This window comes from Nostoc sp. (genome assembly GCF_036918245.1).
Taxonomy (GTDB): domain Bacteria; phylum Cyanobacteriota; class Cyanobacteriia; order Cyanobacteriales; family Nostocaceae; genus Nostoc.
This window is the reverse complement of record NZ_JBALEF010000054.1, coordinates 167250-183505: the sequence shown is the minus strand read 5'-3', so window position 1 is coordinate 183505 and position 16256 is coordinate 167250. Positions and strand designations below refer to the sequence as shown.

The window sequence follows — 16256 nt, the reverse complement described above, 5'->3', positions numbered from 1 at the left end:
CTGTCAGGTAAATTTTGACAAATTAGTGATTTGAAATGCTTACGCCAAGGGCAAGGCGATCCCTACGGCGGGCTACGCCTACCCCCAGAATTAAATTCCTGAGATTGCTATGATACAGCGAACGCGATTCAAAAGGGGTCAAATCGCTTTTCTGATTTGTCCCTGCAACACTAACTTAATCATTTCCTTTGTTGTGTACAAGCCAAAAATTATTTTTTAACTCATTACGAGGATAGATCGAGAAAGGGGAACTATAACAATAACCATCTTCTGGGAAATAGTTGAACACTGTAAAAATTTGATTTGCAGTTTGTCATACTTTTGACACCTTTTAACCCTATGAAGTTTGGTATGAGGAACCTTTGTATAAAAACTACATAATCCAGAGCAATGGAAGCCAATTCAAATTTTACGGAAAATCAACTTCTCTTGTCCAGCGCTCAACTTCAAGAGCAACTAGAGCAACAAAAGGCTTTGGCGAGTGTAATTGTCCGAATTCGGGAGTCTCTTGACTTAGAAACAATTTTTCAAACGACTGTTACACAAGTGCGTCAGTTGCTAAATACTGACCGAGTAGCAGTTTTCCAGTTCGACCGTGAACAAAACTGGGAGGGAGAATTTGTTTCTGAAGATGTTGCGATTGGCTGGGACTCAGCAATGGCAGTAAAAGTTTACGACCATTGCTTTGGAGAACAATTTGCTGCCAGTCATCAACAAGGTCGAGTGCAAGCAGTAGCAGATATTTACAAGGCGGGACTGAGTGATTGCCATGTGGCAATTTTGAGTAAATTTCAGGTACAGGCCAACCTCGTTGTCCCTCTATCGCGCCAGAAGGAACTGTGGGGATTGCTTTGCATTCATCAGTGCAGTGAGGCTCGTGACTGGAAAGAATCGGAAATTGAGTTTATTCGTCAAATTGCTGATCATCTTGTCGTTGCGATCCAACAAGCAAAGCATCTCCATGAAGTCCAATTGCAAGCTGCAAAATTGGCTCAAGCAGTTCAGCGCGACCAAGTAATAGCTAAAATTGTCGATGAAATTCGCTCACCCCTTGATATTGAAACTATCTTTAAAACCACAACTCAAGAAATACGCAAGCTGTTGCAAGCTGACCGAGTTGCCATCTTTAGCTTCAATCCCGATTGGAGTGGTAACTTTGTTGCTGAATCATTTGCAGAAGGCTGCACTCCTTTAGTTAGCGTTCAGCCTGCGATCGCTGATACTTATTTACAACAGACGCAAGGCGGACGTTACGTTAATAACCAGACATTTACAGCCAATGACATTTACCAAGCCGGATTAACAAACTGCCATGTAACTCTGTTGGAACAATTTCAGGCAAAAGCCTTTGCTACTGCCCCTATTCTCCAAGGAGATCAACTTTGGGGAATCATCGCTGCCTACCAAAATGTCTCACCCAGAGAGTGGCAATCTTATGAAGTCGAATCACTGAGCAAAATCGGTACACAAATTGGTGTAGCAGTGCGACACCATAAGTTGCTGGCATACGCTCAGTACCAAGCAGAGCAACAAAAGACATTAACTAGTGTGATTACTCGAATTCGGGAGTCCCTAGATTTAGATACAATCTTCCAGACTACTGTCACCGAGGCCCGGCAAATGCTGCAAGCAGACCGAGTGGCAGTCTTTCGTTTTGACCCGCAAAAAGATTGGGAAGGAGAATTTATTTCTGAGGATTTTGTACCTGAGTGTAACTCGATAATGGCAGAAAAAGTTTATGATTATTGCTTCGGTGAAGACTTTGCACACCTTTACGCCCAAGGTCGAGTAAATGCGATCGCTGACATTTATCAAGGAAAGTTCCCCAGTTGCTACGTCCAAATCCTAGAAAAATTTCAAGTGCGGGCAAATATGGTCGCACCTCTATTGAAAAAAGGTGAACTTTGGGGATTGTTGTGTATTCACCAATGCACCGCTCCTCGTTATTGGCAACCCTCTGAAATTGAATTTACCAGTCAAATAGCCGAACAATTGGGAGTCGCATTAAAACAGGATTCTTATTTAAAGCAAGTTCAAATGCAGGTTGTCCAGTTAGCAGAAGCTACTGAACGCGAAAAAGCAATGGAACGGCAAGAACTGCTGGCTGCAACCATTGATAAAATCCGCCAGTCACTCGATATTAAAACTATTTTTAGAACCACTACTCACGCTGTACGAGAGTTACTTGAAGTCGAGCGAGTTGCAATTTACCGCTTCAACCCAGATTGGAGCGGTAAATTTGTAGCAGATTCCTTTAAAGATGGTTGGAAACCTGTTGTACAAGACCAACCAATGATTATAGAAACTTTTGAGGACACCGACGACGATAACGAACTTCCACGTAACGAAACCTTTGTTCCGATTCGGGAAGGTGAAAAATTATGGGGATTATTAGTTGCTTATCAAAATTCGCAACCGCGTTATTGGAAAGAGGAAGAAATTAATTTACTGGCTCAAGTTGGGGTGCAATTAGGAATTGCGATTCAGCAAGCAGAATTACTCGAGCAAACTAAACGTCAAACCTTAGAACTTACTCAAACCTTGCAAGAATTAAAACAAACTCAAACCAGGTTAATTCAGGGTGAAAAAATGGCTGGATTAGGACAACTACTCGCTGGAGTTGCCCATGAAATCAACAATCCTATCAGTTTTATTTTTGGCAATCTTATCCATTTAAGTGAATATACTCAAGAACTGCTAAAAGTAGTGAAACTTTACCGTCAAAGCTCCTCAATATTGCCAACTATCCAAGAGCAAATCGACAAGAGTGATTTGGACTTTCTCATCGAAGATTTACCCAAAACCCTTGAGTCAATGAAAGTAGGAACAGAGCGGATTTGTGATATTGTGCTATCACTGCGAAATTTCTCTCGTACAGATGAGGCTGAATTGAAGCCAGTAGATATTCATGAAGGCTTGGATAGTACTTTGCTAATTTTAGGGCATCGCCTTAAAAACAATAATGAACGCCCAGCTATTGAGATTGTTAAACAATATGATAATTTACCTTTGCTCGAATGCTATCCCGCGCAATTAAATCAAGTGTTTATGAATCTTTTGAGTAATAGTATTGATGCATTAGAGGAAAAGTTTGACACTATACAGCAAAGATATTTAAAATTATTACAAACGTGTCCGAAAATACCCTTGACTATCTGGATTAGTACCCAAGCCGTTCATGACCAGATTGTAATTAGAATAGCTGATAATGGTCTTGGGATTCCAGAAGAGGCGCGATCGCATATATTTGATCCCTTCTTCACTACCAAAGCACCAGGTAAAGGTACGGGGTTAGGATTGTCTATTAGCCATCAAATAGTAGTTGAGAAACATCATGGTCAAATGAAATGTTCGTCTAAACCAGGAGAAGGAACAGAGTTTTTAATTGAAATTCCCAGCAGTAATTAGAGGCTACTGATTTTTGACAATTCTCAGTCAATCTTAAATAGGGGAGCCAGGATAAGTAGAGGTTTCCTCCGCTCCCCCAAGGCATCATAACTACCATTGCGTTACGCCATTAGACTAATGCACCAACGCTTGAATCAATATAATAATTTATTTTATTTATAGTTTGGGACGTTTTTTGGGATGCGATCGCAGAGTTGATGTTGAGAAAGTGGCAGAATTAGTATAAACAGCTACTAATTTGAAGCGAGAAAACTTTTGATCGTCTTAACTATTTCTTGTTTCTCTTCAAACCCAGAACTATAGCCCCCAGAATCATAGGAACCAATCAAAAGTACGCTTTCACCAGATTCTAAAATTAAGGTAACTCGAGGATCTGTGATATGTTCGCCAGAATTAAAGCTTTTAACTTTAATATCAACAATTTCATTCAACGAATACACCAAAACTACTTTTCCCAATTTTCCAAACCATTTATAGCGGCTGATATTTAAGCTATTTGACTCTTTATCAAAATTAAAGTCGATAAATGAACCTGACGCTATAATTAATAAACCTAATAATAAACAAAATATGATTATGCCAATTGCAGCGTAGCCGACTAAAGTATCATCTTGCTTAACTACTAAACTTTTTTTAAAGGTTGTACTAAGAAATTCTTAATTTTTAATATGATAAACTCCGCTTCTTCGGAAAAATAATCACTGTAAGTAGTTCGTCTAAACAGAATACTTTCTGTTTTAGTTAATAACTGAACTTGATATTTATATATTATTTTTCCCTCTTTATCAGTTGTAGTTTGTTTTTATAAACGACTTCCAATTAATCCAGAAATTTGTTTTTGGCTTTTTTGATAACCAAAAAAATCAAATTCTATCAGTTGACATATAATTTTTGATGACTTTTGCTGAATATTTGAAGTATCTATATTTTGTAAAACACGCTTACAATCAAGTTGTGTGACAGGTAGAAACATAAAAATAGCATATAAATAAATTATACCTATTTGTCCAATAAAGAACCCAATAAATCTAAGTAACTTCGGTTTAACAATAAACTTAAGCTTATTTTGTGTTTGCTCATAAAGTTGTATATTTTTATCTCTGACCAAATCCCAAATTAAAATCAAATCGATAGCTAATAATACATAGTTTAATAAAGAATTTGTATTTTCCATTTTTTCGCAAAAATGTCTCTGTTTTTATGCTCAACGCGGAGATTCTTTACCTACAACCCAAACTATCTCGCGTTGACATACCCGTAACTGGATTTACGCCATCGGCTCGTTCACACAGCAGCGACACTTGATAGCGGTCAATTAAAGCATCGGTAAAATCAGCACCAGTGACATCAGCATCGTAAAAGCGGCTGCGTGTTAAAGTTGCTTCAGTAAAGATAGCATTTTTCAGGTTAGCACCATCCATAGTGGCGCGATCAACTAAAGCGCCGCTCAAGTTCGCATCTTCCAAATTTGCCTTTAATAAAACTCCTTTAGTCAGAATTGCGTTGGTTAAATTCGCTCCTTGAAAATTCGTCCCCCGCATTTCTGCCGCGACAAAAGTTACACCTGCTAAATCAGCATGAGAAAAGTCACGATTTTCTAAATTTATATTGTTGTAATTAATTGTGTTTAATTGAGCAAAAGCCGGTTTGAGATTAAGTATTATCCACCCAAAGGCTAGTAGTAAAATCACAATCAAACCTAAAAAGCGCAGTAAAATCTTTTTCATAACTTTATTATTTGTCAGTAGTCCTTTGTCATTAGTCCTCTCTTACAAAGTTCTGAGCGGAGGAAACCTCCGCTCAGACTTTGCGCTTTGTCATTTAAGCAATAACTAATGACTAATGACTCTTGCCTATTTCCAATCTTTCCCAATGCGGATTGTCAGATCGGATTCTAAATCACCAATGGCAGACACCTCAATTTGACCCAAGCCTAAGACTTTTTGCAAATCAACCCCAACTCGTCGGTTGCCTTTTTGGACAATAATCTGAGTTTGACGTTGGGTATCTGGCCAATCAGGCACTTTGTAAATATTATTAAAGCCTTTCTGTTTGAGATAAGCAATAACTTTTTCAGTTAGCTGAGGTTGATTTGAAGCATTTTGAATAGCAATTTTGAGGTTAGGAACTTGACGCATATCTGGCTTTAGACCAGGTACATTTACCCCAACATAATCATTCAACAGGCTCTGTTGTCCAGTCATATTCAGCCAATAGCTATCAGGGTCTTTGCTAAAGCGGCTAAAGGTACCAGGCAACACAGTCATTTGGAAATTATCCCGATCTAGGTTGAGTCCGAAATTGACCAACGCCATCATTTCTTCCATCTTCAGGTTGGTATCAAAATATTTTCGCATTAGGCGAGTTAATTGAGGCAACCTGGGTAAGACGGTAGGACTATTTAAGCGTTGCAGCAGAGCTGCTGTTAGTGCTTGCTGACGCTGCACTCTCGGCAAATCTCCCAAACCTGGTTCGCGGAATCGGGCAAACTGTTCTGCTTGTTCGCCATTAAGGGTTTGCCAGCCACTGACTAAATTAATCGACAGCCGACTGCTGGAGTCTTTATATGTCATTGATTGAGGAACAAAGACTTCTACACCGCCTAACTGATCGACTAACTGCCGTAAGCCGCTGGTAGAAATACGGATGTAACGATCGATGGGGGCGTTATTTAAGGTACGGCTAACTACCCGTGCTGCCAAGACTGGGCCACCTTTGGCATTGGCATCAGATACCTTAGTTAATCCCTTTTCTCCCTTTTCGGGGATGGCGATCATCGTATCTCTGGGAATGGAAAGCACCCGTACAGATTTTTCACTAGGGTTAAGTCGTACCAGTAGCATGGAGTCGCTTTTGCCTGCAAAGCTTTCTGGTGAGCCATCAACAGTACCGCTGACTGGTTCAATCCCCATGATTAAAATATTCATCGGACGTGAAAGCTTGTACTGGGAGAGTTTGCCCCATAACTCCCCTGGTAATGGGATTTTTACTTCGTCTTTAGCAGTAGTTCCTAAATCTTCATCTGTTCGATCTAGATTGCTCCATAAAGGAGTCCACAGCGCTAACGTTGACACCAGCAGCCCAGATAAGATGATGCCAATGACAACCGTCATAAACCATAACAGCCATCGAGGCATGGTTAAGCCCAGTCTCTCTGAAAGCTGATTGGGAATCGCGCCCACAGATTCGACGACGCTACGGTGGTTCGGATTCGCTGGCTGGTTTAGTTCAACCTCCTCCTCTGAGTCGGCTACTGGTGCTGGCGTTACTTGATTTTCTGTCCGTTGAAGTTGCGACGATCGCACGTCACTTTCAAACTCTACTACTTGTTGAGACGTAACCGGATTTTCCGACCATTCGACTTGTTTTATCACAATTATCTCCCCACTCAACCACTCCCTAAAAGTATGTTAATCCAAGCTACAAATATTGCCAGTGGAAAAGCTCACTGTAAACTTGTAATGTTCTTCGGTAGGCGTGTATGACAACATGAATACTTTATTGTTCCCCGTAATCCTAGCTGGTGGTAAAGGTGAACGTTTTTGGCCCCTGAGCCGCAAAGACCGACCCAAGCAATTTTTAAGTCTTGATGGTAGCTCTAGAAGTCTATTACAAGCAACCGCCGATCGATTGATTGAACTCGGTGGCGGTTGGGATTCCTTGTGGGTTATCACTTCTAGTCAGATAGCTGAAGGCGTAAGACAACAACTACCCGATTTACCAGTTGAAAACTTGCTGATTGAATCGGAAGGAAGAGACACTGCCGCAGCCGTTGCTTGGACAAGTTTAGAAATCAAACAGCGCTATGGAGAAGACGCTGTGATTGGCTTTTTCCCTGCTGACCACTGGATTGCTGACCAAGAGGCGTTTGCACACACATTAAATGCAGCTACGCAACTGGCAACAAGCACAGCAGCGATCGTTACACTGGGGATCAAGCCGACTTTTCCATCAACCGGTTACGGCTACATTGAGCAAGGTGAAAAAATAGGTAGCTTTAATGAGTTGCCAGCTTATCACGTGAACCGTTTTACTGAAAAGCCCGACCGGGAAACGGCAGAGACTTTTTTATCTACGGGACGCTTTAGCTGGAATAGTGGAATGTTCGTTTTTCGGGCAGGGGTTGTTCTCAAGGAACTATATACCCATGCTCCAGAAATTATCGAACCTTTAGAACAACATGGTCCTGATATCTATCCCCAGTTGCCTAAGAAGAGTATAGACTATGCGTTAATGGAAAAGACCACTCTAGCATACGTTTTGCCAGTTGATTTTGGTTGGGATGATTTAGGAGATTGGAATGCAATCGAACGTTTACTGAAAACGGAAGATACTCCCAATGTGGAACTCGCTACTCACGTAGGTTTAGATACGCAAGGGGCAATTATTTACGCCTCAAATCCAGAGGATGTAGTTGTTACTATTGGTTTAGAGGATGTGGTGATTGTGCGCGATCGCAATATCACCCTCGTTGTCAAAAAAGAACGTACCCAGGAAATCAAGCAGATCCTTAAAATTCTCCAAAGCGATTCCCGATTTACCGACCTGCTATAAAAGTTAGAACCCTTGGCAGAGGCGAAAAAGTCTATTTTCCCATTATAACTTGACTGTCTGTTATTTTATCTGACAGTTATGGACATTATTAGCTTTGAGCCTCTGGCCAAGACAATGGCAATCGATTCTATTACTGCCTATCAAAAATATATTTCTCCGTCCAAAGGTTTTTCTTGTTCCCATCGCTTATTACACGGTGGGGATTCCTGCTCAAACTACGTCAAACGGATGCTGAGTGAACAGAAGCTCCACCAAGCCGTACAATCATCCATAAAAAGATTTCAAGAATGTGCGGCAGCTAGCAACACTTTAACAAGCATCAAAACTAGAGCCGATTTCCGTTGTATTGTCATCCCCTGCTGTTTACCTCTTTAACTCCTCTGCCTCTTTGCAGTTTTTTACAAAAATGTTCCTCACCCAAACTGTTCCCCGTCAACGAGAAATCCTGGAAGTCTTCCTTCGCAATGGCTGGGACTATATGCGAAGGTTACTTACGGGTGGCAAAGCTGATGAACCTCAACTTCCAACACCTGCGGTTTTAAAAAATATCCTGGTAGACTTGGGGCCAGTTTACGTCAAACTTGGCCAGCTACTCTCTACCCGCCCCGACTTACTGAGCGCCTCCTATATTGAGGAATTGTCAACTCTACAAGACGAAGTACCGCCAGTTCCTTGGTCAGAGATAGAAATAATCCTCCGTAAAGAATTAAAACTTTCACTAGCAGAAACCTTCAGCACAGTTAACCCGATCCCAGTCGCAGCCGGATCGATTGCCCAGACACATCGAGCTACACTAGCAGACGGTCGAGAAGTCGCTTTGAAAGTGCAACGTCCGGGAATTGATATTACTATTGCCCAAGATATTGCTTTAATTCAAGGTATTGCCGATTTAGTGGCGCGGACTGAGTTTGGGCAAACCTACGAAATCAAATCTACCGCCGAAGAATTTACCAAAGCCTTAGAAGCCGAGTTAGATTTTACACGGGAAGCGGGTTTTACAGACCAACTGCGACGCAATTTATCTAAAAGTCGCTGGTACGATCCCACACAAATAGTGGTTGCGGAAATTAACTGGGAATTGACCACACCAAAATTACTGGTAATGGAATGGCTCGATGGGATACCGTTCCTAGCGGCGGATTTGGATAATGACCCCAACGTTAAAGATCCTGCCGAAAAGCGTAAAGAAATAACTACTTTGTTATTTCGGGTATTTTTCCAGCAACTATATATTGATGGCTTTTTTCACGCCGATCCCCATCCAGGAAACTTGTTTTATCTCAAAGATGGTCGTGTTGCCCTCTTAGATTGTGGCATGGTGGGAAGACTCGATCCGCGTACACAGCAGATATTAACGGAAATGTTGCTAGCGATCGTTGATTTAGATGCTCAAAGGTGCGCTCAGTTAACTTTGCAGCTATCAGATTCTGCTCAACCAGTAATTTTGTCGCGGTTAGAAAATGATTACGATCGCATGTTACGTAAGTATCATAATGTCAGCCTCACGCAAATAAACTTCAGTCAGATAATTTATGAAGTTTTACAAGTTGCCCGCAACAATAAAATTAAGTTGCCTAGTAATATGGGTTTGTATGCCAAAACCCTAGCGAATTTAGAAGGGGTAGCGCGGACATTCAACCCAGAACTTAATTTTTTTGATGAAGTCAAACCATTAATTACAGACTTGTTTCGTCGGCAGCTAGTAGGGGATAATCCAGTGCGATCACTATTACGGACCGCCTTGGATATTAAAAGTCTGTCTCTCCAATCTCCCCGCCAAATCGAACTCTTATTAGACCGAGTTACCTCAGAAACCTTACAGTGGAATCTCTCGCTGCGGGGATTAGATGGTGTGCGGCGCACTATGGACGATGCCGCTAACCGACTATCTTTTAGTATTTTAGTGGGTTCGTTGATTATGGGTGCGGCAATTATTTCCACCAGAGCGCAGACAACTCAGCTATCTTTTTTAAGTACTATCCTGTTTGCAGTCGCTAGTTTATTGGGTTTGTGGTTAATTATTAGTACATTGCGATCGGGACGTTTACGGTAAAACCATTTTAAATTTTGAATTTTAAATTTTGGATTTTAAATTGAAGCAAAAAGCGTTCGACTGAGCGCTCACGCCAAAGTCTAAAATCTAAAATTTAATGAATTCTGCTTTATCGATTTACATTGCTGCTTTTGCTCAAACTGTTATTAACTAGATAATACTCCTGCAATACTCGTCAATTCCATAATTTTCTCAAACTGAAAATCATGAGCTAAATTCTTGATAAAATTTTGCAGTACAGCATTTTCTGAAGGGATTTGCTCAATCAATTCTAAAATCAGGTCATCACTACATTGAGCTGCGGCAGTGTATACCTGTTTTACCCATTCAGGCGACATTTCAGATAATAGAGTCACTAAATCCGTGAGCGTCAATATTGATTTTGGTCTTTGTTGTTTTAGGTTTGTTAGCTGATAGCTTTCTTCTTGATAAATATATTGAACTCCCAAATATTCGCTCAACTTTTCTAGTAATTCTTCTTCGCGGAAAGGCTTGTTAATATAATCATCACAACCAGCTTTGATTATTGCCTCTCGTTGTTCCTCAAAAGCATTAGCAGTTAAGGCAATAATAATGGTCTTCCAATTGGGGATTTGGGATTCGGTATTTTGGGTTGAGGTTTCTTCTCTAGTTTTAATAACTTTTGTGGCTTCGTAGCCGTCCATAATTGGCATCCGCATATCCATTAAGATTAGATGTGGTTGCCATGTCTGCCAAAGTGCGATCGCTTCGATGCCATTTATTGCTTCCTGGACTGCAAAACCGATGGATGTCAGAATTTTCATTAGCACTAAACGGCTGTCTGTGGAGTCATCAACCACTAAAATACGGTATTCACTTTGAGCAGGCGCTAAACTAATAACTTGGGGTCTAGTTTGTTTAATCTGGATTTCGCTGGCTGCGGCTAGACCAATTTGAATATCAAAAGCAAATTTACTTCCCTCGCCAATAGTGCTGGTGACGCTAATATCTCCTCCCATTAGTTGCACATATTTGCGGCTAATTGCTAAACCTAGTCCTGTTCCCTGTTGCGATTTTCTTCCGGTTTCAGTTTGCCCAAAAGCTTCAAATAGCAAGTCAATTTCTTGTGGGGCAATACCGCGACCAGTATCTTGTATCTCGAAGGTTAGGGATTGGGCATTGGGGAGCCAGTGCGTTGCGGAGGTTCCCGACGCTCGATTACTCGCTAACGCTACGCTATCCGTTGTTCGCGCAGCGTCTCCGACAGGAGAAGCAACTGGCGTCATTGGGCATTGGGGAGCCAGTGCGTTGCGGAGGTTCCCTCCGTTGAAGCAACTGGCGTCATTGGGCATTGGAAGTTGGGGATTAATTATTCTCCTCTGCTCCTCTGCTCCTCTGCTCCCCAGCTCCTCTGCTCCCCAGTCCCTAGTCCCCATCCCCACTCGCAGCGTCACCCTTCCAGTATCGGTAAATTTGATTGCATTTCCCAAGAGGTTAAGCAAGACTTGACGCAGTTTACTTTCGTCAACTTGGATGTACTGGGGAAGGTGAGATGTATATTCAAAGAACAATTCCAATCCTTTGGAGGTGGCGCGGAAGCGCAACATCTCTTCGAGGTTTTCCAAGAGGCGAATTAAGTCAAAACTGTTGAGATTTAAGGTTATTCTGCCAGCTTCGATTTTAGACATTTCCAAAATATCGTTGATTAAATTCAGGAGATGTTCGCCAGCACGATTGATAATTGCTAGATTTTGCTGATGTTCAGTTGATAAATCATGATCGTGGCTCATGACTTGGGTAAAACCAAGGATGGCGTTGAGTGGGGTACGCAGTTCGTGACTCATGTTGGCAAGGAATTCGCTTTTGGCACGGTTAGCAGCATCAGCAACGATCACAGCTTCTTGCAATGCTTGTGACTGCCTTTGAGTTTGCGCTAGCAATTGTGCCTGCTGTAAAGCAACACCCAACTGATTGCCAATTTGAACTACGATGTTGATTTCTCCTGGTTTCCATTGGCGGGGATCGGAATTTTGATAACTCGCTAGTAATCCCCAAAGCTGACTACCATGTAAAATCGGAACAATAATGTAGGCTTTAGCCTGAAAGCGCTCTAAGAGGTTGATATAAGCAGGATGAAACTCAGCGTTGTAAATGTCTGGGACACAGATGAAACTTGCACCTGGGGTTACTTGCAGATCGGGATATTCCACCTGGTTATCCCCGCTATCTAAAATTTTCGCTAGGCAACGCCCATCTTGTAAAACACCTTCTGTGAGATGAGGGTCATTGTTGTGTTCTTCTATGAGAGAAATCCAATCGTTACCCACTGATTCAGAAACAAATTCCCCATTCCAGTCGGGATTGAAACGATAGACAACAACCCGATCGCAGTTGAGTACTTGGCGTAATTCTTCGGTTGTAGCCGCAAATATCGTCTCTAAATCCAGTGTTTGGCGCATTCTTTGAATCACTTGAGCGATCGCTCTTTCTCGCTCTGCACTCTCACGCAAGGCTTCTTCTGCCAATTTTCTCTCGGTAATATCTGTAATTGTACCGATGTAGCCTTTAAGTTCTCCATTATCTCTAAATTCTGGCAAAGCCTGACAAATTACCCAGACGACTGTACTATCATCATGCAAGAAACGATGTTCGTATTTATAGGTTGACTTAGCAGCTGTTGCTTGATTCCATGCCAACAATAGCTGTTCGCGGTCGTCTGGATGTACGGCATTTGCCCAACCTGTTCCCAGAGAATCTTCTAAACTACATCCAGTAATTTCACTCCAGCGTTGATTAAAATATAAAACATTGCCATCTACATCAGTATGAAATATACAAGCTGGTGAGGCTTCTGCTAGTAGTTGATATCGTTGCTGACCTGACTGCAAAGCTAGTTCTGCCAATTTGCGATCGTTAATGTCTGCCCAATAACCAACGCATTCTATAGGGTAGTCAGCTTCGTCACGAATTAACCTCATCTTTTCGTAGAACCAGTGATAAGTTCCGTCAGCGTGTAACCAGCGGTATTCATAGGAAATGTACTCTTGCTCAACAAGGCGGGAAAATTTTTCCGAGATGAGTTCAATATCTTGTGGGTGGACGTGATGGAGCCAGAAACTGGAATGATCGATAAATTCCTGCGCTTCGTAGCCCACCATTTCTTTAACGTTTTCACTGATAAAAGTAGTGCTAAAATCCTCTGATGTTTTGCTGCTATAAATGACTACAGGGCTAGAGGTGAGCAGATATTGTAGGCGTTCGTTGGCTAAACGTATTTCTTGTTCGACGCGTTTGCGTTCGCGCAACGCTGCTTGCAGTTCGCTAATTTCTACTAAAACTGTGCCGACACCAGAGGGGCGATCGTCTTCACCAACAATCGGAAAATAAGAAGCTAAGAAGTGGCGGATAATATCTGGTTGTTTAATTGATGCGCCGCTTAATTCTTGATTGAGAATGGGTTGACCAGTTATCAGAACCTGTTGATAAATTGGTTGCATTAAAGGGGCGATGTGGGGTAAGACTTCATGGATGGTCTTGCCAATATGATCTTGCTGGGGTAATCCATTAATCTCCGCTAGCAGTTGGTTGATCTGCACAAATCGCAGCTGGTTATCTACAATATTCATGCCGACGGGAGCACTGCTAAAAAAGGCATTGAGACGAGCTTCTCTGAGTGCTAGTTCTTGTTCTAGGGTTTTGCGCTCAATCAACCCACCCAATTGAGCAGCAACAGCACTGACTAGCAAGAGCAAACGCCGATCTACCAATACTGAGCTACGTTTAAAAAATACTAAAACAGCTAATACTTGGTTCCCAGCCAGTATGGGAACACCAAAACCAGCTTTTAATCCCACCTTTGCTGCTTGTAGCGATCGCAAGAAAACTGGTTGTGTAACTTTAGAAACATCTTCTATCCATTCTGGTTCTTGGTTTTGCCAAACTCTTCCTGGTAATCCTACTCCCAGAGCAAATTTCACAGTTTGGCTCTGGTGGCAGAATTCTTCTAAACTGCTCTCCTCACCGTACCAGCCCAGACTGTGTTCTAAAACAGTCCTATCTTCATTAGGTATCCATGCTTCACCAAAATTCCAGCCAATGGTGTGACAAATTAAGCGCAAGACCACTGTTAAGGCGCTGTTGACATCACTGGCGCGAGTAATAGCTTGGGTTGTCAACAGTAACAAACGGCTTTCATTTTCTGCCTGCTTGCGTTCAGTAATATCTTTTGCGGTTCCCAGTACGTACCATTGCCCATCAATCTCAATCATTTCTGCACTCAACAGTGTTGTCCTGATTTCTCCTGCAAAAGTGCAGACATCAATCTCATAGTTGCGGATGGCTTTTGCTTGTTGCAGGATGTGGGTGAAAAAATTATATTCTTCTGGATTCACCCAAATATTTAATTCTTCATCGGTGCGATCGATCACTTGAGAGCGAGAATAACCAAAAAACCGACAAAAGCTGTCGTTTACTTCGATGTAGCGTTTGTTGGGAACAGTAATTAAGGCAATTGGGTCGGGAGATGACCGAAAAGCTGATGCTAACTTTTTTTCAGAAGCGCGTCGCGCTGCTTCTGCGCGTTGGCGTTCTTTTGCCTGCAATACCAAGGATACTAAATTGCCCAGAGAGCGAGCGAAATTTTGGTCTTCTAGCGTCCAATGATGAGTAACTCCCACTGCCTCCAGACATAAAACTCCTACGGTCTTTCCCTCCAGCCTAATGGGTGTATCGAGTATAGAGGTGATGTTTAATCTTGAGTAAGACGCAGAAAATTCTTTAGTTCTGGGATCGGTATGAGCATCATCTGCGGCGATTGGTTGGTCTTGCTGCAAAGCTGCAAAATAAACTGGATAGTCTCCCACTGATAAGAAAAGTCCTTCGCTATGTTGATTGTAACTGCCCTCAAATAGATCAAAACACTGGATTTTTATGCCTGTTTCGTCATACAGCCAGACACTAGCTCGTTCCATGCCAATATTTTTGACAGCTGTTTCTGTGATTTTACTCAAAGCTGCTTTCAAATCACCCTGATAAAGCGTTTGATTTTGTGCCAATTGTGTTAGCACGAGGTTATGATTGCGGAGCTTAATCGCGCTTTCTTGGAGTAATTTTTCTACTCCTCGACGCTGCGTAATATTACTCGCAGTGCCTGTCATGCCTATAACCTGACCCTCTTCGTTGCGTAATGCGATCGCATTCAACATTAGATAAAGTAAGGTACCGTCTTTAGCTACACAGGTAGTTTCATGCTGGAAGATAGACTTTCCCTGAAGAACACGCTCAAAGGCTACTTTATCTTGAGCAACTTGTGTAGGTGAGATGAAATCAATTAAGGCACGCCCGATCATTTCTTGGGGTTCGTAGCCATAAATCTGCTTGACTGCGGGATTGACAAAGGTAATTAGTCCATCAATGTCCACCGACCAGATCATGTCCTGGGATGTCTCCACGAGGAGCCGATACTGACTTTCACTCTTCTTGAGGGCGGCTTCGACTACAAGGCGTTCGCTTTGATAAACTTCTCTACAAAAGGCTTTGCTAATGCTAACGGGAATTTCTTTAAAAATATCTTCTATTTGTCTGTTGCGAATATTTAACTCAACTGTAATCCGTTGACGCTCTTTAATCTCCTGTTGCAGTTGGGATTTTTTTTCTTTTAACTGTTTTTTCAGTCTTTGGAGAGTGAGTTGATTTTGGACGCGTAATAAAACTTCTTTAGTTTGGAATGGTTGAGTAATATAGTCAATATCGACTAAATTTAAGACGTTTATTTTTTCAAAAAAATCATCGAAAATTCCGAAAAGAATTATCGAAATCTCTTGAGTTTGATCGTTAGCTTTCAAATATTGACATACTTCATAAGCATCCCTCTCTATAATTAGAACATTTAGCAAAAGCAAATCTGGGGGAGAAGCGAGTGCTGTATTGATTGCCAATTGCCCAGAAATGACACTTTCTACCTGATAACCTTGGTGTTGAAGGATGTCTGATAAAAAATGTAAATTCTCTAAGTTGTCATCAACTAATAAAATTTTGATTTTTTGAGCATCCATATCAGTTACTAAGTTAATTTTCAATCAGGAAGAATTTCTTGAATAAAACTGAACATGAAATCAGAAAGCAAAACTCTGTCACTAGATTGTAAATAAAATCATCGTCGCTTACAACCATACTTCAGTGCCGGCTGTATATAAAAGTTGCAGATAAAGCAGGATAACTGTTTATATTATGTCCGCTTGATTACTTAATTAAATCCGAAAAATCCCAAACAGCCAAAGCT

At 41.6% G+C, this 16256-nt stretch carries 9 protein-coding genes; 4 read left to right on the top strand and 5 right to left on the bottom strand.

Annotated features, from left to right (window positions below):
• Positions 1-390 precede the first annotated feature (390 nt).
• Positions 391-3408, top strand: a complete 3018-nt coding sequence (locus tag V7L12_RS14875; RefSeq protein ID WP_335085181.1) for a GAF domain-containing sensor histidine kinase — start codon at positions 391-393, stop codon at positions 3406-3408.
• A 233-nt stretch (positions 3409-3641) separates the two neighbouring features.
• Here the strand turns inward: V7L12_RS14875 and V7L12_RS14870 are convergent, their stop codons facing one another.
• The 4 genes from V7L12_RS14870 to V7L12_RS14855 form a co-directional block, all read right to left on the bottom strand.
• Positions 3642-3866 carry a hypothetical protein gene (locus tag V7L12_RS14870; RefSeq protein ID WP_335085179.1) on the bottom strand — a complete coding sequence of 75 codons (225 nt, stop codon included), beginning with the start codon at positions 3864-3866 and terminating at the stop codon, positions 3642-3644.
• A gap of 344 nt (positions 3867-4210) precedes the next feature.
• Positions 4211-4582, bottom strand: a complete 372-nt coding sequence (locus tag V7L12_RS14865; RefSeq protein WP_335085175.1) for a hypothetical protein — start codon at positions 4580-4582, stop codon at positions 4211-4213.
• Between the two features lie 46 nt (positions 4583-4628).
• Positions 4629-5135: a pentapeptide repeat-containing protein gene (locus V7L12_RS14860; RefSeq protein WP_335085174.1), complete on the bottom strand. Its 507-nt coding sequence runs from the start codon at positions 5133-5135 to the stop codon at positions 4629-4631.
• Positions 5136-5261: 126 nt separating this feature from the next.
• Positions 5262-6782, bottom strand: coding sequence for an LCP family protein (locus V7L12_RS14855; protein WP_335085172.1), 1521 nt, complete (start codon positions 6780-6782; stop codon positions 5262-5264).
• Between the two features lie 115 nt (positions 6783-6897).
• On the opposite strand from V7L12_RS14855, the gene V7L12_RS14850 reads away from it, so the two are divergent.
• The 3 genes from V7L12_RS14850 to V7L12_RS14840 all read left to right on the top strand — a co-directional run bounded on the left by V7L12_RS14850 (position 6898) and on the right by V7L12_RS14840 (position 10015).
• Complete coding sequence (locus V7L12_RS14850) at positions 6898-7962, top strand: mannose-1-phosphate guanylyltransferase (protein ID WP_335085170.1); 1065 nt, start codon at positions 6898-6900, stop codon at positions 7960-7962.
• A 78-nt stretch (positions 7963-8040) separates the two neighbouring features.
• Complete coding sequence (gene yidD, locus V7L12_RS14845) at positions 8041-8337, top strand: membrane protein insertion efficiency factor YidD (protein WP_334825314.1); 297 nt, start codon at positions 8041-8043, stop codon at positions 8335-8337.
• A gap of 31 nt (positions 8338-8368) precedes the next feature.
• Positions 8369-10015 carry an ABC1 kinase family protein gene (locus tag V7L12_RS14840; RefSeq protein ID WP_335085168.1) on the top strand — a complete coding sequence of 549 codons (1647 nt, stop codon included), beginning with the start codon at positions 8369-8371 and terminating at the stop codon, positions 10013-10015.
• 146 nt (positions 10016-10161) lie between these two features.
• Here V7L12_RS14840 and V7L12_RS14835 read toward each other — a convergent pair whose 3' ends face one another.
• Positions 10162-16029 (bottom strand): PAS domain S-box protein, encoded by a 5868-nt coding sequence (locus V7L12_RS14835; protein WP_335085201.1) that lies wholly within the window; start codon positions 16027-16029, stop codon positions 10162-10164.
• Positions 16030-16256: the final 227 nt, after the last annotated feature.

What these genes read in the sequence shown, in the direction of transcription:
- V7L12_RS14875 (WP_335085181.1), top strand. Translation starts at nt 391, where the DNA reads ATGGAAGCCAATTCAAATTTTACGGAAAATCAACTTCTCTTGTCCAGC.
- V7L12_RS14865 (WP_335085175.1), bottom strand. Translation starts at nt 4,582, where the DNA reads ATGGAAAATACAAATTCTTTATTAAACTATGTATTATTAGCTATCGAT.
- V7L12_RS14860 (WP_335085174.1), bottom strand. Translation starts at nt 5,135, where the DNA reads ATGAAAAAGATTTTACTGCGCTTTTTAGGTTTGATTGTGATTTTACTA.
- V7L12_RS14850 (WP_335085170.1), top strand. Translation starts at nt 6,898, where the DNA reads ATGAATACTTTATTGTTCCCCGTAATCCTAGCTGGTGGTAAAGGTGAA.
- yidD (WP_334825314.1), top strand. Translation starts at nt 8,041, where the DNA reads ATGGACATTATTAGCTTTGAGCCTCTGGCCAAGACAATGGCAATCGAT.
- V7L12_RS14840 (WP_335085168.1), top strand. Translation starts at nt 8,369, where the DNA reads ATGTTCCTCACCCAAACTGTTCCCCGTCAACGAGAAATCCTGGAAGTC.
- V7L12_RS14835 (WP_335085201.1), bottom strand. Translation starts at nt 16,029, where the DNA reads ATGGATGCTCAAAAAATCAAAATTTTATTAGTTGATGACAACTTAGAG.